This window comes from Iodobacter fluviatilis, assembly GCF_004194535.1.
In the GTDB taxonomy this organism is placed as follows: Bacteria; Pseudomonadota; Gammaproteobacteria; order Burkholderiales; family Chitinibacteraceae; genus Iodobacter; species Iodobacter fluviatilis_A.
Genome location: NZ_CP025781.1, coordinates 3,787,115 through 3,806,908, shown reverse-complemented (window position 1 = coordinate 3,806,908; position 19,794 = coordinate 3,787,115). Strand labels below are relative to the sequence as shown.

The 19,794-nt window shown below is 47.3% G+C and carries 22 protein-coding genes and 1 pseudogene; 14 read left to right on the top strand and 9 right to left on the bottom strand.

The window, feature by feature from the left end:
• Positions 1-35: 35 nt before the first annotated feature.
• Positions 36-439 (top strand): annotated as a pseudogene (locus C1H71_RS16885) (Mu transposase domain-containing protein); the annotation flags it as partial.
• Positions 440-615: 176 nt separating this feature from the next.
• Positions 616-1,815, top strand: coding sequence for an NO-inducible flavohemoprotein (hmpA, locus tag C1H71_RS16880; RefSeq protein WP_130107603.1), 1,200 nt, complete (start codon positions 616-618; stop codon positions 1,813-1,815).
• Between the two features lie 388 nt (positions 1,816-2,203).
• Here hmpA and dnaB read toward each other — a convergent pair whose 3' ends face one another.
• A complete protein-coding gene (gene dnaB / locus C1H71_RS16875; protein WP_130107602.1) occupies positions 2,204-3,619 on the bottom strand; it encodes a replicative DNA helicase in 1,416 nt (471 codons plus the stop codon).
• 100 nt (positions 3,620-3,719) lie between these two features.
• Between dnaB and C1H71_RS16870 the strand changes: the two genes are divergently transcribed.
• Positions 3,720-4,145, top strand: a complete 426-nt coding sequence (locus C1H71_RS16870) for a type II toxin-antitoxin system RatA family toxin (protein WP_130107601.1) — start codon at positions 3,720-3,722, stop codon at positions 4,143-4,145.
• Entirely contained in the window at positions 4,142-4,453 is a 312-nt protein-coding gene (locus C1H71_RS16865) for an RnfH family protein (RefSeq protein WP_130107600.1), read from the top strand. Before C1H71_RS16870 ends, C1H71_RS16865 begins: the two co-directional genes overlap by 4 nt.
• Before the next feature lie 103 nt (positions 4,454-4,556).
• Here the strand turns inward: C1H71_RS16865 and C1H71_RS16860 are convergent, their stop codons facing one another.
• From C1H71_RS16860 to C1H71_RS16835, 6 genes are all read right to left on the bottom strand, one after another.
• Positions 4,557-7,727: a response regulator gene (locus tag C1H71_RS16860; RefSeq protein WP_130107599.1), complete on the bottom strand. Its 3,171-nt coding sequence runs from the start codon at positions 7,725-7,727 to the stop codon at positions 4,557-4,559.
• The gene (locus tag C1H71_RS16855) at positions 7,724-8,302 is read right to left on the bottom strand and encodes a SpoIIE family protein phosphatase (protein ID WP_130107598.1); all 579 of its coding nucleotides are present in this window, start codon (positions 8,300-8,302) and stop codon (positions 7,724-7,726) included. The genes C1H71_RS16860 and C1H71_RS16855 overlap by 4 nt, the downstream gene beginning before the upstream one ends.
• 3 nt (positions 8,303-8,305) lie before the next feature.
• Positions 8,306-8,722: an anti-sigma regulatory factor gene (locus tag C1H71_RS16850; protein WP_130107597.1), complete on the bottom strand. Its 417-nt coding sequence runs from the start codon at positions 8,720-8,722 to the stop codon at positions 8,306-8,308.
• On the bottom strand, positions 8,712-9,080 hold the full coding sequence (locus C1H71_RS16845) for an STAS domain-containing protein (protein WP_130107596.1): 369 nt from the start codon (positions 9,078-9,080) through the stop codon (positions 8,712-8,714). The genes C1H71_RS16850 and C1H71_RS16845 overlap by 11 nt, the downstream gene beginning before the upstream one ends.
• Positions 9,081-9,089: 9 nt before the next feature.
• The gene (locus C1H71_RS16840) at positions 9,090-9,992 is read right to left on the bottom strand and encodes a protoglobin domain-containing protein (RefSeq protein WP_223145904.1); all 903 of its coding nucleotides are present in this window, start codon (positions 9,990-9,992) and stop codon (positions 9,090-9,092) included.
• A 466-nt stretch (positions 9,993-10,458) separates the two neighbouring features.
• Positions 10,459-10,884 carry a DUF4124 domain-containing protein gene (locus C1H71_RS16835; RefSeq protein WP_130107594.1) on the bottom strand — a complete coding sequence of 142 codons (426 nt, stop codon included), beginning with the start codon at positions 10,882-10,884 and terminating at the stop codon, positions 10,459-10,461.
• Positions 10,885-10,998: 114 nt separating this feature from the next.
• Here C1H71_RS16835 and C1H71_RS16830 point away from each other — a divergent pair, with 114 nt between their 5' ends.
• The 9 genes from C1H71_RS16830 to C1H71_RS21115 all read left to right on the top strand — a co-directional run bounded on the left by C1H71_RS16830 (position 10,999) and on the right by C1H71_RS21115 (position 17,349).
• Entirely contained in the window at positions 10,999-11,418 is a 420-nt protein-coding gene (locus tag C1H71_RS16830) for a PfkB family carbohydrate kinase (protein WP_130107593.1), read from the top strand.
• On the top strand, positions 11,415-14,420 hold the full coding sequence (locus tag C1H71_RS16825; RefSeq protein WP_130107592.1) for a beta-galactosidase: 3,006 nt from the start codon (positions 11,415-11,417) through the stop codon (positions 14,418-14,420). The genes C1H71_RS16830 and C1H71_RS16825 overlap by 4 nt, the downstream gene beginning before the upstream one ends.
• Positions 14,421-14,528: 108 nt before the next feature.
• Positions 14,529-14,720 (top strand): hypothetical protein, encoded by a 192-nt coding sequence (locus tag C1H71_RS16820; RefSeq protein WP_130107591.1) that lies wholly within the window; start codon positions 14,529-14,531, stop codon positions 14,718-14,720.
• A gap of 48 nt (positions 14,721-14,768) precedes the next feature.
• Positions 14,769-15,095: a glycoside hydrolase family 125 protein gene (locus C1H71_RS16815; protein WP_130107590.1), complete on the top strand. Its 327-nt coding sequence runs from the start codon at positions 14,769-14,771 to the stop codon at positions 15,093-15,095.
• A 162-nt stretch (positions 15,096-15,257) separates the two neighbouring features.
• Positions 15,258-15,443 (top strand): glycoside hydrolase family 125 protein, encoded by a 186-nt coding sequence (locus C1H71_RS16810; protein WP_262488467.1) that lies wholly within the window; start codon positions 15,258-15,260, stop codon positions 15,441-15,443.
• Between the two features lie 3 nt (positions 15,444-15,446).
• Positions 15,447-16,613 carry an AGE family epimerase/isomerase gene (locus C1H71_RS16805; RefSeq protein WP_130107588.1) on the top strand — a complete coding sequence of 389 codons (1,167 nt, stop codon included), beginning with the start codon at positions 15,447-15,449 and terminating at the stop codon, positions 16,611-16,613.
• A gap of 185 nt (positions 16,614-16,798) precedes the next feature.
• Positions 16,799-17,059: a type II toxin-antitoxin system RelE/ParE family toxin gene (locus tag C1H71_RS16800; protein ID WP_262488316.1), complete on the top strand. Its 261-nt coding sequence runs from the start codon at positions 16,799-16,801 to the stop codon at positions 17,057-17,059.
• A 3-nt stretch (positions 17,060-17,062) separates the two neighbouring features.
• Positions 17,063-17,209, top strand: coding sequence for a hypothetical protein (locus tag C1H71_RS21120; RefSeq protein WP_223145903.1), 147 nt, complete (start codon positions 17,063-17,065; stop codon positions 17,207-17,209).
• Positions 17,206-17,349: an addiction module antidote protein gene (locus C1H71_RS21115; protein WP_262488315.1), complete on the top strand. Its 144-nt coding sequence runs from the start codon at positions 17,206-17,208 to the stop codon at positions 17,347-17,349. The genes C1H71_RS21120 and C1H71_RS21115 overlap by 4 nt, the downstream gene beginning before the upstream one ends.
• A 195-nt stretch (positions 17,350-17,544) precedes the next feature.
• Here C1H71_RS21115 and C1H71_RS16790 read toward each other — a convergent pair whose 3' ends face one another.
• On the bottom strand, positions 17,545-18,228 hold the full coding sequence (locus tag C1H71_RS16790) for a hypothetical protein (RefSeq protein WP_130107587.1): 684 nt from the start codon (positions 18,226-18,228) through the stop codon (positions 17,545-17,547).
• Positions 18,229-18,485: 257 nt separating this feature from the next.
• Positions 18,486-18,713, bottom strand: a complete 228-nt coding sequence (locus C1H71_RS16785; RefSeq protein ID WP_130107586.1) for a DUF445 family protein — start codon at positions 18,711-18,713, stop codon at positions 18,486-18,488.
• Between the two features lie 417 nt (positions 18,714-19,130).
• On the opposite strand from C1H71_RS16785, the gene C1H71_RS16780 reads away from it, so the two are divergent.
• Positions 19,131-19,736: a DUF975 family protein gene (locus C1H71_RS16780; protein WP_130107585.1), complete on the top strand. Its 606-nt coding sequence runs from the start codon at positions 19,131-19,133 to the stop codon at positions 19,734-19,736.
• Positions 19,737-19,794 lie beyond the last annotated feature (58 nt).

Here is a 19,794-nt window from a genome sequence, read left to right as displayed (position 1 = left end):
GAATAAAGAAGAGTTATAGTGGATCCAACAAAATAGTCGCCTCTGTCTTGGAAAAAGGCGTGGTTGAAAAGAATATCCAAGATAGTCGGCGGCTAATCTGCTTGGAGGCGCAAAGTATCAAGTTCAGCAGCTTTGACGCGTTGAATGCGTGGCTGGCCGAGCGTTTTCGCGCCTTATGGGGGGCGCTCAGGCATCCCGAATTCAAAAGCCTGAGCATTGCCGAGATGTTGGAGCAAGAGTGTTTAGAAATGATGCTAATGCCAACCCAGTTTGATGGTTACGTTGAGCATCTGGCTCGGGTTTCCAGTACCTGTTTAATCACCGTCTCACTTAATCGTTACTTGGTACTTTGTGAATGCGTGTGAGTGTGCACTTGTATCCCACGCAAGTCGTGGTGGTGGCTAATGATGAAATCATGGCCCGACATCAGCGGCTGACGGGGTTACCTACCATTGCTCAATCAAAAAGCAACGCCCAGCTCTGGGTCAAATTTCAATCAACATGAACACATAGCAAACCCACACGATTTTTTGCAAGTGGATTCCTCCCTATACAAATCTCGCCAAAAACTGGTATATTAAATGCACATTTAAAAATAGATCGAGAGATACACCAATGCTTAACGTCAAGAGCCGCGATTTAGTTCACGCCACAGCGCCCATTCTCAAACAACACGGCGTTGCCTTAACCACTCATTTTTATGCACGGATGTTTCAGTACAACCCCGAACTAAAACAAATTTTTAACGAAGGTCATCAGCAATCCGGGGCACAGCAGCAAGCGTTAGCGATGGCAGTAGCGGCCTACGCCGAGCATATTGATAATCCAAGCGTGCTGGCACCGGTACTCACCCACATTGCCAATAAACACATCAGTCTTGGGATTCGCCCAGAGCACTACCCTATTGTGGGCCACCACTTACTTGCCTCTATTCGTGAAGTACTAGGTGAAGCCGCAAGCGATGAATTAATTACCGCTTGGGCGGCCGCCTACGGCCAGCTAGCGGACGTCCTCATCGCCGAAGAAGCGCAGCTATACGCCGCAGCGGCGTTTAAACAAGGCGGCTGGACCGGCTGGCGAGGCTTTGTGGTGGCAAAAAAAGAAGTAGAAAGCAGCGAGATCACTTCATTTTATTTACGCCCAGCCGATGGCGGCAGCGTGCCGGACTACGCGCCGGGGCAATATATTTCGGTCAGAATGTTTGTGCCAGAATGGAATCTAATGCAGCCGCGCCAATATAGTTTGTCTGATGCGCCAGGCAACGATTACCTGCGAATTTCAGTAAAACGTGAGCAAATCGGCAATATCATTGGCCAAGTATCTAATCTACTGCACAACACGGTGAATGTTGGCGATGTGATTGATTTAGCACCGCCAGCGGGTGATTTTGTACTGCATCAAGACCGCAAAACCCCCGTAGTCTTGATTAGCGGTGGTGTGGGCATTACCCCAATGCTATCCATGCTAAAACATATCGTTAAAACTAGCAGCGATCGAGCCGTGCGCTTTGTCCACGGCTGCCGTAATGCCGAAGTGCATGCTTTTAAAAACGCAGTAAATCAACTGGCAACTCAACAATCTAACCTAGAAAAAGTGTTTTTTTATGGTGAGGCCTGCCCAGATCTAAGCCACGACCATCTTGGCTATGTAGATTTGGTTAAAATTGCCGACTCAGCGATTTTACCGGACGCCGATTACTACATCTGTGGGCCGCTAGCGTTTATGCAAGCCCAGATCAAATCATTGCAAACCATGGGGGTGAGTGCGGAGCGGATTCATGCTGAGGCATTTGGAACCGGGGGCGTGGCAGCATAGTTGTATAGCAGCGTAGGGCGACTGCAACCCCATATGTGCTAGCCACTTTGTTTTTTCATCCGCAAACAACGAAAAAACACAACAACTACGCTCTGCACACGGGGCTTTTACCCTCCCCTGAAAACACGCCGAGCGAGGAACAAGCGCGGTGGAGCCGTCGTTAATTCGTGTTTGAGCGTAGCGAGTTGAATTGACGCCACCCCGATTGTCCGCAGCGAGGGGCTTTCGTGTTTTAGAGGTCGCCTTCTTTGGCTTCGTTTCTTGGCGACGCAAGAAAGGAAGGTCCAGCCGGACGCCCGCACCTAAATCAACATGCCGAAGGCACTAAAAAGGTCTTTTTGGCTTTAGTGCCACAAGGGCTGGCATCTCTGCCAGCCCTGCTCACCTTTTACTCAAGATCACTCGACCAGCCATCTGGACGGACCAGCGCGTTTTCAAAGCGCGAATGCTGGCCAACAAATACCAGTGGAATCTTGCCCACAGGGCCATTACGGTGCTTACCGATAATACATTCGGCAAGGCCTTTAAATTGGGTATCTGGGTTGTAATATTCATCGCGGTACATAAACAAGATCAAATCAGCATCCTGCTCAATCGCACCGGATTCACGCAAATCTGACATCATTGGGCGCTTATCGGTGCGCTGTTCTACCGAGCGGGAAAGCTGTGAGAGTGCAATAATCGGCACTTTCAGCTCTTTAGCCAATGATTTCAAACCACGGGAAATTTCGCCCAGCTCAGTCGCGCGGTTTTGATCCTTTGCCCCTGCCCGCCCAGCCATCAGTTGCAAATAATCGATCACAATTAGCCCAAGCTGGCCACCACATTGCCGCGCTAAACGTCGCGCCTTGGTGCGGATATCCAAGGCAGTTAGTGAGCCGGTTTCTTCAATAAAAATCGGCGCTTCATTCATGCGGCCCACGGCGTGGGTGAGGCGCACCCAATCCTCATCTTCAAAACGGCCGGTTTTAAGCTTGTGCAGATCAATCCGCCCGATCGAGCCAACCATACGCATCCCCAGCTGGGTTGCGCCCATTTCCATAGAAAAAATCGCCACTGGCAGCTTAAGTTCAATCCCCACGTGCTCGGCAATATTCACTGAAAACGCCGTTTTACCCATGGAAGGGCGGCCCGCCACAATAATTAAATCACCCGCCTGCATGCCAGAAGTCATGCGATCAAGATCTAAAAATCCTGTTGCCACGCCGGTGACTTCGGATGGATTATCCTGCTGAAACAGATGATCAATCCGCTCAACAATTTCTTTTAAAATCGGCGGCATGCCGATAAAACCCTTTTGCCCGCGTGAAGACTGCTCGGCAATCTGAAACACGGCTGATTCAGCTTGATCTAAAAGCTCCGACGCTTCACGCCCGCTAGGGCTATAAGCCGCATCAGCGATATCGGTAGCCACAGATGCAAGCTGACGCATCACCGATTTTTCGCGGACAATCTCGCCATAACGACGGATATTGGCTGCAGATGGGGTGTTTTGTACCAAGGAGCCCAAATAAGCCAAACCGCCTACGTAGGATAATTCCTCGTGGGTATCCAGCGCTTCGGCCACGGTAATCACATCGGCCGGGCGGCCCAGTTCAACCAGCTTAGCGATCACGGCAAAGATGCGCCGGTGATCATCGCGGTAAAAATCCGCCTCAAACAGGGTATCGGCAATTTTATCGAAAGAGCTGTTATCCAGCATCAAACCACCCAATACGGATTGCTCAGCCTCAACCGAATGCGGCGGCATGCGGATGTTTTCAAGTTGCGTCATGGCGTGGTCAAGGTTACGATGCTCAGTCATTTTATCTATCTAATGTGGCGTGCTGGAAGCTCGGCATTTTACGCTATTCGCACTCTCAATGGCGAAATGACACGCCACCTCGTAAAGCGCAGAAAATGTTATGCCGTCTATTCATAAAACAGTTTTAGTCACCCACTCCGCTGATCGCATGTTTGACTTGGTTGATCGCGTAGAGGATTACCCAAAATTTTTACCTTGGTGCGGCGGCGTTGTAGTGCATGAGCGCAGCGATAGTATTTTAGATGTCACGGTAAAAATTGAGTTTTTAAAGGTAACCTCGTTTTTCCGCACCCGCGACGTTAAATCCAAGCATCATATTGATATGCAATTTGTGGATGGGCCATTTAAAGCCCTGCACGGTGTATGGCGCTTTACCCCACTAATGGAAGACGCTTGCAAGGTGGAATTCGAGCTGGATTATGAATTCTCTAGCCGCAGCTTAGAAATGATTATTGGCCCAGTTTTTAATAAAATTACCAGCACCTTTGTTGATGCATTTATCAAACAGGCAGATAAGCAAGCATGAGTGCGTTAATCAAAGTTGAAGTGGTCTACGCCACCCCCGCCGTGCAAAAACTAATGACAGTGCAAGTACCTGCAGGTAGCAATGCCGAAGCAGCTATTCGTGCTTCAGGGATTTTAGATTTCTTCCATGAAATCGACCTTGGCGTGAACAAAATTGGTATTTTTTCTAAAGCTTGCAAGCTTGATACTGTATTAAGAGCGCAAGATAGAGTTGAAATTTACCGCGCATTATTAGCCGATCCTAAGGAAATCCGCCGTCAACGTGCACTAGAAGGAAAAGTCACTAAAAAAGGAGGCACAACGATATAAGGGAGAAAAGATCTTTAGCGGATTTTAGATATTTGTGGCGCGCAAGTATGTCAAACAACCCTATAAGTATTATTAAATAATAAATAGCACCGATGCAGACTCATCATACCGCTAAACTTTTTTGCATTTTTTGAAGAATAGGCAAAGCATCACTAAAATTAAACTTCTCTAAAGCAATTCTAAATGCAGCAAATTCAGATGGATCAAATGCATCTGCCATTGAATCCCCGTATTTCCCCATGACCGTTAAAGCTTCTGCATCCATATCTTGCAGCAAACGCTCTAACCAATTTAATAAATTCTGCAACTCTTGCTTTGGCATTCCTTTTGAAGATGGCGCTGGCGCGTTAGCAAAAGGATCTTCGCCATCGATATAGTTTTTAACCTCATCCATTAATACAATGATGTGTTGATCTAAAATCAGTAAATCTTCTTTTACCTCGCCCAATCCACCACCATGGGAAATGACTTTTTCAATTCGCCCAGCGATATCAGAAACAGCGGTTCCACCTAGAGTCGCACTCAGGCCCTTTAAGGTGTGAGAAAAGCGCAATGCAGGCTCTAGCTCATTAGCCGTTAAAGCCTGATGAATTCTTTTCACGCAATCTGTTTCACTACTACAAAATTGCTTAAGCATCCTTAAATATAAGGACGGATTATTGAGTACATAGCCTAAGCCTACTTTTACATCTAGCTCTTTGCGCTCTATTGGCGCAGGCCTAGATTCTGAAGCCGGCGCGGCAAGGGGGGCAATAGAAGCCGCAGTTGGCACGGCACGCTCTTCTACCACCACGTCTGCAAGCACAGGAATGGGCGCCTCTATGCTGTTAGCACCATTAGGCTTGGTGGCACGCCAATGTTTCAAGCATTCAAAAAACTGCATAGGATCAATTGGCTTAGAAACGTGGTCATTCATTCCTAAATCCAAACAACGCGCCCGTTCTTCCACCATGGCGTGGGCCGTCATAGCAATGAGTGGAATATGGTTATAACGCACATCGGCACGGATATGTTTTGATGCTTCATAACCATCCATAACCGGCATCTGCATATCCATCAAAATGGCATCAAAATAGTGGGCACCATGTAGCCCCAGTTTATCTAAAGCCTCTTTACCGTGATTCGCCACCACCACATCCACCCCCACCGTGGCGAGCAATTCCGTGGCAATTTGTTGGTTAATCGGGTTATCTTCAGTGAGCAATACACGCATACCATTTAAGCCTAACTCGACTTCATCTTTAGGCGCAGAGCGGGTATCTGCCACATCATCATGGGCATAAATAGAAACCAAACAATCCGTCAAAGCCGAGGCATTGACGGGCTTCGTTAAAATGGCACTGATATTCAGCGCTTGCGCCTGAATATAAATCTCTTCACGATCAAACGCCGTCACAATCACTAAATTAGGAGCACGTTCATGTAGCGCTTCTTGAATTTTTTGCGCCGCTTGTGCGCCATCCATCATCGGCATTTGCCAATCAAGCAAAACCAAACCAAATGGATCCTCCCTTTGATTGGCCGCCACACACAGCTCCACAGCGCCCTGCCCAGAGCCCACATGCTCAATTCTTACAGAAAAACGTTTTAATACTTCAATAATAGCTAAACGTGCGTGTTCATGATCATCGACGACCAACACACGCATATTATTAATTTCAGCGGGAATCGCACGTTTTCTAATTTCTTTATGCTCAACACCAAACCAAGCCGTAAAAACAAACTGGCTACCTACACCACTTTCGCTTTCAGCCCAAATCCGCCCGCCCATTAACTCAACCAGCCTTTTGCTAATTGAAAGGCCCAGACCTGTACCACCAAATTTGCGCGTAGTGCTGCTATCTGCTTGAGTAAACGGCATAAACAATTTACCCAATTGCTCTTGAGTCATCCCAATACCGGTATCTCTGACTCTAAATTCTAATTGCGTGTGTTCTTGGTTTTTTTCAATACATTGAATGGTAATTTCTACCTCACCAGATTCAGTAAATTTAACTGCATTATTAACCAAATTAATCATAATTTGGCTCAGCCTCAGCGAGTCCCCCAATAAAAAAGGCGGAATATCCACTGGGTGATGAATCACAAACTCTAGACCTTTTTCAAATACTTTTTGCGTGGTTACGGTACATACATTATTTAATACTGTTTCCAAATCAAAGGGCGCGAGCTCAATATTAAGTTTGCCTGCTTCAATTTTAGAGAAATCCAAAATATCATTAATAATCCCCAGTAGTGATGTTCCTGCATGGTGGATTTTAGATAGATAATCACGCTGCTTAGCCGACATTTCAGCTTTTAATGCCAAATGAGATAAACCAATTACCGCATTCATAGGCGTACGAATCTCGTGACTCATATTGGCCAAAAAATTTGATTTAACCAATGCGGCTTCTTCTGCTTTAGATTTAGCTAATTGTAATTCTTGCTCTACTATTTTACGCTGACTAATGTCGCGGGCAAATAAAGTACCACTATACTGCCCATCCATATTTAATACCGTCATGCCGACTTCAATGGGCAATAAACTGCCTGAGCGATTTCTGGCCAGTAATTCCCAAAAACGTGCAGTGGTAATGCGTGACGTGGCTTCGCTCAAACCACGTTCTAATACCAAAGGTAAATCACCATCGCCTTCAATATGAATCAAACTTTGTAACTTTAAACCGATGACTTCTGAAGGAGAAAACCCAAAAGTTAACTCGGCAGCACGATTCCAATCCGTCACACAGCAATCTTTATCTAATAAGATAACCGCAATCGGCGCGCCCTCAATAACCGCTTTTGATTGCATTTCACTTTGTTGCAAGGCCATTGAACGGCGATCCACTTCTTGCTCTAGCCCCTGTTTATGCGAGGCCAACTCGGCATTGCTTATCGTCAACACTGACATCAGCTCATCACGCGTTTGCTCACTAATGATGTTTTTAACCTGCAAAATAGCATCAAGATCTTGATGACCAATTTTAAACACCAACAATACCTTACCAGCCGATATATTTTGCTGCACATCAAAAAACGCAGCAAGCGAATGTGTGACCAAGCCCCTTTCTGACTGCACTATAAAGCACAGCGACTCGCTTTCCATGCTTAACGACAAGAAATGGGTGACGGTTGATTGACGCACCAGTTGGCACAGGGAGTAAAACCCCGTTAAAAGGAAATCACTGCGCATTCGATTAAGATTAAGGCAGGCTAAAGCGCGGCGCAGTTTATCGCGGGCAATATAAACACTTTCTTCGGATCGCAGATCCAATACGCCAAGTTCAGTCATAATGTGCACTTTATCGCCAGACAAGTGGCATCGTCATAAAGCTTACCGAAACGGCTTAGCAAATTTGCAACCATCTGGTTCAAGGTATTTCTGCGCTCTAGCAAAATATCATCCGCAGCAATATGTTCCTGTATACCATCCGTCGCCAAAACAAACACATCGTCACTTCTAAAGCTAAACGTCTCGATGCGCATACTGCGTAAAATAATGCCTAAAGTGCCCGCCTGCGCAGGAAAGGTATAGCAATCCTTGCCTAATTTACGCATCACCGTATTGCCTATAGTTACGCATTTAGCATTACCATCATTACCTAAAAAAGCCATCGTAATGGCCGTTCCGCGTGATCCACGAATATGCTCATGCAAGGATTTAAGCATCAGCTCAATATCTTCACTGCTGTTTTCTTCTAGCCACTGCTCACACAATCTAGCCAGCTCGTGCGCCTCTGGCCCATGGCCCAGCACATCCAAAATACCGACCAGCACGCCATGTTCCATTTGCTTGATAAAAGTGCCATCACCACACACCACTTCGCCAAAACAAGGCCGCAAACAACGTGCATATTCAAAGTGCATGGCTTAGTTTTTCCATTTACGAAACAAGACACGAGTTCCCATTTCTGACTCTGAGCTAATCTCAAATTCATCCGCCAAACGACGCGTCCCAGGCAAACCCAACCCCAATGTTCCTTTGGTACTGTAATGCTCAGACATAGCAAGTTCTATGTTTTTTATCCCTGGGCCCCTATCCTCAGCCATTACCTCAAGGCCTTCATGATTTTTAATCACCACCCAAGAAAAAGACATCACGCCTTCTCCTGCGTATTTCACAATATTGGTGGCCAACTCTGAAGTGCCCGTCGTAATTTCAGTGACGGCAACGGGTGAAAATCCGCACCGCTTGGCCAAAGTAAAAGTGTAGGCCACCAGCATGGCCACATCTGCGTCGTTGCGAATGTTTCGCCAAACCGTGGCCATTTCCATGCTAGGTTTCATGTAGTAAATCCAATGCTTGTCGAATAGTCTGACAGCCACGCAGCGCAGATAAATCACTATCTAACGCCGCTAAACCGGCAACCACGCCTGGCCTAAAGCCGATAAAAACAGTTTTTGCCCCCATAATTTTTAGCATCTGCGTTAAATCGACTAAGGCTGTAAACCCATCCACATCCAATGCGTCTACTTCGGACAAATCAACCATCACCCCTTTCGCAGCTACTTTAATGACCTGTTGCAATAATTTGCTTTGCAGCGCGATCATCGTAGAGGGCCGCAAATCACTCTGCACGCAGGCAAGTAAAGCATCTTCCACCACAGAAATAGCGACGCCTCCCCCCGATTCACGCTCATCCATTATCGCCCCCTAAGCCTCATCAATTCGCTTCATCCTGATCCCTACACTCTTAAAAGCTTGCTCTAGGGCATCACGCAGCGTGGCGTGTGTGGTCATCCCTTCAATATCAATTCCCAAATGCACAATCGTTTGCGCAATAGAAGGAGATACCCCTGATATCAGGCTAGTACAGCCCATCAAGCGCGTGGCTTTGGTGATTTTAATTAAGTGATTTGCCACTCCAGAATCCACAATCGCCACTCCCGATATATCCATAATAAAAACACGGGCACGGGTTTCAGAAATTTTCAACAAGATCGCCGCCATAATGTCTTGTGCCCGTTTGGAATCAATAATCCCCACCACTGGCAGCATTAAAATATCCTGCCAAATCATCGTGACCGGCGTGGACATCTCCATTAATGCGCGGCTTTGATCATTAATGCGCTCATTAATTAATCTGCTATACGTTTCCACTACAATGGTGGTATCTAAATGCAATAACTTTGTAATGGCAGCCACGGCCTTGCCGTACTCTTCACTAAATAAACCACCGTCATACAATTTCTTAGTAAACAATACAAAGGAATAATTCATTCCTGCAAAATAGCTAGGCAGTGATAAGCCAATCCGCGCATGGGTTTCACCGAGGCGACGGCGATCTTCAAGATAGGCTTCATCTAAGTGTGCAGAAAAAAAAGTTTTCCAGTAGTTAAGCTGGGCACTTTGTGCGCGTTTTTTAACCTCATCGTTAGCCATCAGTGCTTGGTACTCTGGCAGCTCACGCATCCATTCATAAAAATGAGTAATGTACTCGGACATCCTTGGCATCACCAAGGCCCCATATTTACGCACCACTTCAAGATCTACTTCGTCAATATCATGCAAGCGCATCACATCTTTGATCGATGTTTGGCTGGTATTTTCATGCATATTCATTCTCCTTTGCATTACTTAAAACTGACAAAAACCATGCTTTTGCAAAAAAACAGCCGCAAACGGTCAAAAGAAAATTCATGAAAGCTGAGCAACAAAAGACTACTGTCTTTCTAGATAGCTAGACGAAAGGATTTTTGCAATATATAACCTAAAACTTTCTAGATTCACACAAAATAAAAATAATATAGAAAGAATAAAGAAAGAATAAGGCATAAAATTGTAATTTTAGACACGAGTGACAAAAAAAACCGCCTCAAATGGGCGGTTTTAAAATAATGAATACTGAGCTTACTATCTAGCAGCCTGTCGGACTTAAGACTTGATCTACTACGGAAAAGCCGGATTTGGCTATATTTCACGCATTTTCTCGTTCAATAGCCAGCTATTCGCCTCAAAAACCCACGAAATCTGTCTCAAACCGGTCTTTCCCTCGCTACGATCGCTTAAGTCCGACAGGCTGCTAGGGGCAAAAACGCTTAATACTGGCCTCAACACTACTGGTTTCAGATTTCCTTTGTGCCGACTCCATAAATTCAAGCTTGCCCTTTTCATTCACACTCGAAAACTTTTTTGTTCCTTGTAAATAACCTAATCGCGCCATGGCTTCTTTACAAGCTTTTTCATCTTTTTCACCCTTGGCGACCACCGGCACGCTTGCAGCTGCGGGGCTGCTCGCTTTAATCGCCACACCACTGGCGGCAGATGCCTCTTTACGTGCCCCAGCGATGGAATTCACAGGTAAATCTTTGGTCTTTACGATATCGGCTTTATTGTCCTTAGGGGGCTGATCAGAATAATGCATGACACCCGCATCATCTTTCCATTTGTAAATTTCTGCATTTACTGCACCCGTTAACAACAAAGTAATTAAAAATACAGTTTTCATTCGTTTTCCTTTGATATTTTTTAAATCACTACCAATATATACGCCATTGAAATTAAAACATATTAGGCCTACTCATCAATTCTCTCTGGATGCATAAAAAGCACAGGATTTCCCATGCAAACTCCCCAACGGCCCTGCCAACAGCCCCTAGGGCTGGCTGATTACGTAAAACTATCTGACGAAGACCTCCTCCACCTTATGCCCGATACCCCCGTTGAAATTGCACTTAATCAAGTATGTATATGGGCGGGCCATGCCAGCATTCTGTATACACAAGGCGCAGAGGGGTTACAACTGATAGAAAAGGGTAGAAAGCAATTTGCCCCCGCAAACAAGGTAAATGTAATCGATACTGTGGGGGCTGGAGATGCCAGTATGGGTGAGTGGCTGACTAGTTTACTCACACAGCCGCAAGCCAGCTCAAAAGAGCATGCCCGCTTTGCTGCGGCCAGTGCGGTAGCCGCTTGCCAATACTCAGGTGCATTTGCCCCATCCCCTGCCAAAGTACAAAACCTGCTGAAGGAAAACGCATGAGTGCCATTTTTTTTTACGATGAAAAACGAGCCTACCACGGCGAGCGTCCTCAACAAGAAGACCTGGCTCTTTGGCAAGAATACGGCACGCTAGCAGACAGCAATACCTTGATTAATGCGCTAAGCAGCGCATCGCACGGCAGCTGCTTCGTTAACACCCACGGCCCTTTTTTTCCCAGTAATGCTTGGCCTGCATTGCTGTATTTTTTACAAAATGGCGGTAATTTAGTCAGCTTGGGCAATATGCCCTTCTCCCAGCCCTGCCCCTTGTTTAAAGATTTAAACATCCATGAAATGCTTGCTATTGATAATAGCGATGCACAAAGCATTGAAGCCGGCACTGAATACCCGCTCCTTGCCGATAAAACCCATCTTTTCCAAGCCCAAGCCAGCACCTGCGGCTTTGTATTAATGCCGACCAAGCATAAAGACTGCCCTAAAGAATCTAGCTCTAGCGGGCCGATGGATGCCCGTATTTATCCATTAATTACCGCCAATGATACTGCTGGGCGCGCTATTGCTGCCCCAGTGGTCTTAATCGAAAATCATCGCGGCATATTTGCAGGCAGCCGCTGGCTATTTGCCAATATCGACAGCAGCGCCTTATTTTGGGAGCAAGGCGGTGGTGAAGCGCTGCTCGATTGGGCCAAATCTTGTGCCAAAGGCACAACCGAGATCTGGATCAAGCCAGACTTTGCCTGCTACTACCCTAGCGAAGTGCCTACATACAGCTTGCAGCTTGAAGCGCTGCGCCCCAATGCCTGCTGTCAATGGCAAATAGAGATTACTACGCGCTACGCAGGCAAAGTCATACTGCAAGAAACACTGGCGCTAACGACTCATATCAACGGGCCGGTCTTTCACCGCAGTACCCTGCCGACGGTGATTTTGCATGGCTATTACGCCATCCATTGCAAGGCGATTTCAGCGTTTGGTGAAGTACGCGAAATGCGCCAAGGCTTTTGGGGGCGCGATCACCGCCTGCTTGAAGAAGGCCAGCCACTTTCTGCTGGACGCGATTACTTTACCCGTGGCGGCAAACCCGTACCGATTGTCGGCATGACTTACATGGCCAGCGATGTGCATCGCAAGTTTTTGCAGCTACCCAACCCCGCAGCTTGGGATGAGGACATGGCCGAATTTGCCCGCATGGGCATTAACTATATTCGCACGGGCATCTGGACGGCTTGGCGGCAGATTATGTTTGCTGACGGGCACGCCCAAGAAGCCGCCTTACGTGCCATTGATGCATTCTTGCATTGCGCCAAGCGCCACAATCTAGAAACCTGCTTTACCTTTTTTACTTTTACCCCAGAGACATGGGAAGGCCATAACCCCTATCTGGACCCACGCGCCATTGCCGCGCAAAAACGCTTTATCAGCGCCATTGTTAGCCGCCATAAAAACACCAGCTATGTGCATTGGGATTTAATCAACGAACCTTCGATGTTTAACCCAGAGCAGATTTTTCTTGGGCCGCGCAGCGTGCAAGATCCCGTTGAAATTGCCGCCTTTAGGAACTGGTTGCAACAACAACATAGCGACATCAACATCTGGCAACAGCGCTGGGGGCAAAGCCCTACTTCGCTACCCGACTGGCATACTGTACTCCCGCCAAACGCGCAGGAAGTGGCATTTAATCCCACCGAGATTTCACCCAAGCAACACGGCATCTGGCTGGATTACACCTTATTTACTCAGGCCATGCACAAACGTTGGGTAAACGATTTACGCAGCACGCTCAGCGCTATTGCACCACAGCGGCTGGTTACCGTGGGGCAAGACGAGGCACTGGGCATGCAGCGTCCTTCCCCTATGTTTTTTGCTGACGAAGTGGATTACACCAATGTGCATAGCTGGTGGCTAAACGACGATTTAGCATGGGATAGTATTTTCAGCAAAACGCCCAACAAACCAAGCCTGGTGCAAGAAACCGGCATCATGCATATCGAAAGCCCCAATGGGCGCAGTAAGCGCAGCGAAACCGAACTGGCCTATATGCTAGAGCGCAAATATGCTTACGCCTTTATCAATGGCGGAGCAGGGGCGGTGCAGTGGCTGTGGAATATCAACTACCACATGGATAACATCAACGAATCGCATATCGGCGCATGCCGCGCCGATGGCACGCGTAAACCAGAAGCCATGATCAGTGAAGATTACGGCAGCTTCTTTAAAACCCTTGCTCCGCTTATGAAAAATCGTCAGCTTGAAGACATCGCGGTAATTTACCCCTTTAGCAACGATTACGGCAACCGCCGCTTTGCGCTAGAAGCCACGCAACGCTTGGTGCGGGTGATGCAATACGAGCTAAAAATGCCGGTACGCGCCATCAGCGAATATAAACTCAGCGATCTAGACCACGCCCCCGCCAAGCTCATCATCATCCCCAGCCCACACGCCCTATCACAAGCCGCACGAGACTGGATACAGCAATGCAAAACGCCCATCCTACTCACCGGCCCCTGCGATTTAGACGCCTACTGGCAGCGCTGCTCACCGCTATTAAGCGAATCCGCGACCTGCAATTTGCAGCGCGAAGAAGTGCTTCATATCGGTAGCCAAAAATACCGCGCCAGTTTTGGTGGTAACAAAATAGCCAAACTTTGCAAAGGCAACGCCAGCACACAATTGCAAACCAGCGGCAATCTGCTCTGGTGCCCGCTACCCTTAGAAATGAACGAGCGCACCGAGCCCTTACTAGCACTTTATCAAGCCGCGATGGACTGGGCCGGTATCAGCGCACCGTTTCACTGGCTATCTGGCGAGCAACCAGGCGTGTTTGCACAAAAGCTCAGCTTTGAGCAAGGCGCTTTGTGGATTTTGGTGAATGAATCAGGGCAGGAAGAGGCCATCAGCTTTAGTGATAAAGCCAACAATATGGTGTATTCGCTAACGTTGGCCAGCCAGCGAGCTGTCTTATTTGCCACAGATGCAGAAGGGAAAGTCACAGCACGCTTACGTAAACACAAAGTCAGCCATCATCTAGCGGGTACGCATTAAGCCACGTCTTAATATCTTAGGGGCGCGGCTCGCTGCGCCCTGCTATTTTATTCCTCGATTTAAGTTTATTACTCCGCCTTAACTCCGCCTCTTTACCCGAGGCTTACCTTGCTAGCACAAAAATTCAATAGCCCCGCCGTTGCCGTCCATATTCAGAAAAGCAGCAGCCAGATCAGCGATCTTGATTTACAAAAACTATTTAGCCAGTGTTACCCCAATACACTCGATACCACGGTGGTGTTTAAAACTGTAAACAATCTACCTGATAGCCCCTACTCTTTTACCCGCAGCGGCAGTTAGCAGGCCAATACCCTACCTTGTGATGGCTGGGGCAATTCAACCAAACCAGTGGGGCTGATTGCATCGATGTTTAGGCCATCAGACGACGCCACCGTTTTTCCTTTTCTGGTGCCATCTAATTTTTTGCTGTTGTTAGCCTACGCCAGCTCTCTGATATGCTCAGCGCGCTATTTGGCGATAGCGCCTTTGCCAGCCAATGAAGCGCTCGCCGATGAAGTGGCCGTGGCCCTGCAACAATGTGCCATTGTTCAGCACCCTAAACATGGCGTAGTCTATGCCTTTGAGGTAGACGGCTATGGCAGTGTACTGCTGATGGACGACGCCAATATCCCCAGCCTGTTATCACTCCCCTATCTAGCAGCCTGTCGGACTTAACATCAATCAGCTGCAAAATCACCTGATCGGCCTATATTTCACCAGATTTTTGACCAATAGCTCGTTATTGGCGCTGCAAATCCGGCAAAATCTGGTCTCGATCATGCGATTTTTCGCTTCGACCGTCTAAGTCCGACAGGCTGCTAGCGATCAGACGATGAAATCCACCACTGCCTGCAGATGCTAAAAACCAGCCACGCCAACACATGGCTAATGCACGAATTTTTTGCGGCAGACCAGCCCGCCCGCTTTACCCGCAGCTGGTTTGCATGGGCCAACACCCTATTGGGTGAGCTGATCAGCAAGCTGGCAGAAAACCGCCCCCATTTATTACTAAAGAAGGATTGAGTCATGTTCCGTACACGAGAATTCTTACTAAAGCACATCCGCCATACCATGGCCTTTTATGACCCAATCTCGGTCGATACTAATGGGGGCTTTTATCATTTTTATAGGGATGACGGCACGGTTTACGATAGTGAAACGCGCCATCTGGTTTCATCCACTCGCTTTGTTTTTAATAATGCAATGGCGTGGCTGCAGTTCGGTGACGCCCAATATCAAGCACGCGTCAGGCACGGCATAGATTTCATCCGCAAAGCGCACCTCAACCCAGTAACTGGCGGCTACGCATGGGAAGTTAAAAACGGCGAAATTCTGGACGCCACCAACCATTGTTATGGCCTAGCTTTTGTAATGCTGGCTTACAGCTGCGCCATTCAATGTGGCATGGATGAAGCAAACGCATGGCTTAGCGAGACTTTCGCCACCATGGAGCAGCATTTCTGGCTACCCGAATACGGCGTTTATGCCAGCGAAGCCAGTAGTGATTGGGTGCTGGATGATTATCGCGGCCAAAACGACAATATGCACGGCTGCGAAGCCATGCTGGCCGCCTTTGAAGCCACCGGCGAAGCGCGCTACTTAGAGCGGGCCAAACTACTGGCCGCCAACTTTACCCAGCGCCAAGCGGCCTTAACCGACGGGGCAATCTGGGAGCATTTCCGCACTGATTGGACGCCCAATTTGCAATACAACAAGGGCAACAAGACCAACATTTTCCGCCCTTGGGGCATCCAAACCGGCCACCAAACCGAGTGGGCCAAACTGCTACTCATTTTAGACCGCCACGCCCCACAGCCTTGGCACCTAGAGCGCGCCCGAGCGTTGTTTGAGACCGCCATGTCATCCGGCTGGGACGAAGCACACGGTGGGCTGATCTACGGCTACGACTTGGACGGCGAGCCATACGATGAGGATAAATACTTCTGGGTGCAAGCCGAATCCCTCGCAGCCGCCGCCCTGCTGGCAGACCGCACAGGGGATGAAAAATACTGGCAAGCCTACGACAAAATCTGGGCCTACAGCTGGGCGCACTTCGTAGACCACCAACACGGCGCGTGGTACCGCGTGCTCAGCCCCGATAATAAAAAAATAGACGCCCATAAATCACCAGCCGGTAAAACCGACTACCACACCATGGGCGCGTGTTATGAGGTTTTGAAGGTGGCTGATTAATCGGTGGAATAAACTTAGGGCGCAATCGCCGCAGGCATTGCGCCGTTGAGTCACAAGCGGCTTATCATTCGAGCATTCGGCTTGCGTATTTACGACATCCATCGATCCACTTAGCTTGCCGTTCCGTATCCAATCGAATACACCCAATCAATGAAACATTCCAACAGCTCTGATGAATTCAATACTTGGCTGGCCTCTGTAAAAGACAAATTGGGCAAAGCCAAAATATTGCAACGCATACGCCGCGCCACGAATGGCACAATGGCGACGGTGAGTCAGTTGGTGGCGGGGTATCCGAAATGAAGATCGATGATGGCCCGGGCTTCCGTGTTTACTTTACCCGGCGTGGTGCAGTGATTTATTTATTGCTACTAGGTGGTGATAAATCTGCACAATCACGCGACATTGAGCGTGCTAAGTTTATGGCCGCAAGCCTTGAGGAATAAATCATGACTACCTTTACCCCCTTTGATGTGGCAGATCATCTTGACGATGAAAAAACCATCAGTGCTTATTTATCTGAAGCACTTGCAGCCCCTGATCCAGCGATGTTTTTTTACTTGCCATCAAAGACGTGGCTCGCGCCCGTGGCATGACGCAACTCGCTAAAGATTCTGGATTAGGTAGAGAAAGCTTATACAAAGCACTTGCACCGGACAGCAAGCCTCGTTACGAAACAATTATGAAACTCTTGCATGGGCTAGGCATTAAATTAAACGCCATACCTGCGGCATAAAACAATGGCGGCTAGATGGCCGCCATATGTTGTTTCTCCCCTCTCTATTCGCCATTCGCGACCCCCCATTTTCAATGGCATTTGAAGGTAGAGATCAGGCATTTAATACTGGTTTTTTGGGAAAAACCATGGTCTGTCCCTAGTTATTTTAATCCTCAACGGAAACCCAGATCTTGAACCACGAAGGACACAGAGTTACACGAGGAAAAACAAGGCTTGAATTAAAGGGACTAGGGGTGGGCAGACTTCAACAAGTTCAGAGAGGTCACCCACCTCAATGACGCGATGAGCAACGTGACCCTTTGGTAGGCGTCCAAAGGCGAACCGATATTCGCGTTGATAGGCATAACGAACCCGCTTTCCAAACATTCCACGCCTCGTCCAATCCTCGGTGTATTGAACAAAATTACTAATGAAACCTTCTGAGCAATGACTCTCAACTTGTTGGCGATACGCTTCGATGTTGCGACTAGGCAAGAAGACGTACAGCCCGCCCGATTCTTGTTGAAGCCGGGAAAGGTCTCTACTTAGTAAGTTGAGGTTCTCAGGTGTTGGCGCACATTTCTCCAACGCGCACCAACATTGCAGATGCGCGTCATGCATATCGTCCTCTGTGAAGACCATCAGCGACTCGACTTCAGAGAGATCCAACAGCTTGCCGTCAATTTGGGCTATTGGAGGAAGATGACTTCGTTTATTAGGATTGAAGTAGGCAACACAGGCGTCGAAATCGTCAGAGACTCCATCGCTGTAAGAGTCACGGTAATGCTGTGGAGTATTGCAGTACAGCTTCCCACGAAGGAAGTCTTCAAGATATTCCTGCTTGGCGAAGAACTTTAGGAGGCCGGCGACTTCTCGCGACTCTTGGGGCTGTATCATTTGTGATCGCGACTCCTGATGTAAAACAAACACCTATCCAGGTGCATATTTGGTTTACCTGTGTTTATAAGCAGCCCCTCCGACACCTTTCCTACTTATATCCAAGCACATGGCGACTTCATACTGATTTGGGCATCATCTGGCGGGCAGCGCACCACTTTATTTTCCAAGCACAGTGCACCAAAACTTTTACGAAAGAAAATTGTAACTTAATTAAAAACAATCAACATAAAAACTTACACATCTACATCTATTGCCTACCCCAAATACCCCGCCACCACATAAATAATCAAGCCCACTAATCCGCCCACCAAAGTCCCGCTCACGCGAATAAATTGCAGATCAGTGCCGATATTTAATTCGATGCGCTCCACCATATATTGCTCGTCCCATGTTTTAACTTGGTCGGAGATAAAGATACCGATTGTTTCGCAGTATTTTTCAATAATGAGTGGGGTGCGCGTTCGCACTGGGGTTTGATCCATTATTGCATTTCGGTATTTTCATTAAGATTTTACACATATCAGCCTCTTTTAAATTCGCATAATCGCCAAGCCTGCGGGCCAAGATTTGAGATGAGCAGCACGCTTTACATCCACTTGATTAACGGCCTAGTTTTTTCAATCGAGCAGATGTGCAGCCAGCTGTTGGGGTATTCAAACTCCTCGGCACCAAGTGACTACAACTCAACGAATAGCACATTTGTGGTTTTCATTGGAAATACCTAGCAAAGAAACGTAAGAAAGACGGGGCATACCACAGTTAGAAACAAATAATAAATCAAAATAAAAACGAAATTAATCGTGGTCTGAACTCGGTTTTATCACTATGATACGCTTGTTCTTTTCTTACCAAAAATCACAGCGATTGGTTACAAAAAGCCATCAAAAAAGGACACGCAAATGATTGCCGTTAGCAACATCAGTAACCAAGACCTTATGACCCAAGCACGGGATATTTTACGTGGCAAATGGACCACGCCGGTTTTAGTCAGCCTTGTGTACATCATTGTCTTTGCAATACTCAATCAGCCTGGAGTCATCCCCGCCGCTTTAAGCCTTCTGGTTTCAGGCCCTGTTGCCCTAGGCTTTACTTATTTTTATTTAGCGATTATTCGTGAGCAAAAAGTCGATACCAATTTATTGGCCAAAGGTTTTACAGAGTTTATTCCATCACTCCTCACCTACCTGCTTACCCTATTGCTGATTATCCTTTGGATGATATTGTTGATTATTCCTGGAATAATGGCCGCTTATTCCTATGCTCTGGTGTTTTATGTGCGCCGTGATCAGCCAGAATTAGACATTATGGCAACGCTTAATCGTAGTAAAGCGTTGATGTATGGCAACCGCTGGAAGCTATGCTATCTTCACTTTCGATTTTTAGGTTGGTTTTTACTTTCAATCATAACTTGCGGCATTGGGTTTTTATGGTTTCTGCCTTATATCCAAACCACTATTTCCCTTTTCTATGAAGACTTAATTCAAAACGAACAAAGTCCTCAGTAATACAACTACAATTAAACAATAAGGCGCAGGCTATTCCGCCTTATTGTTTATGCCTAGC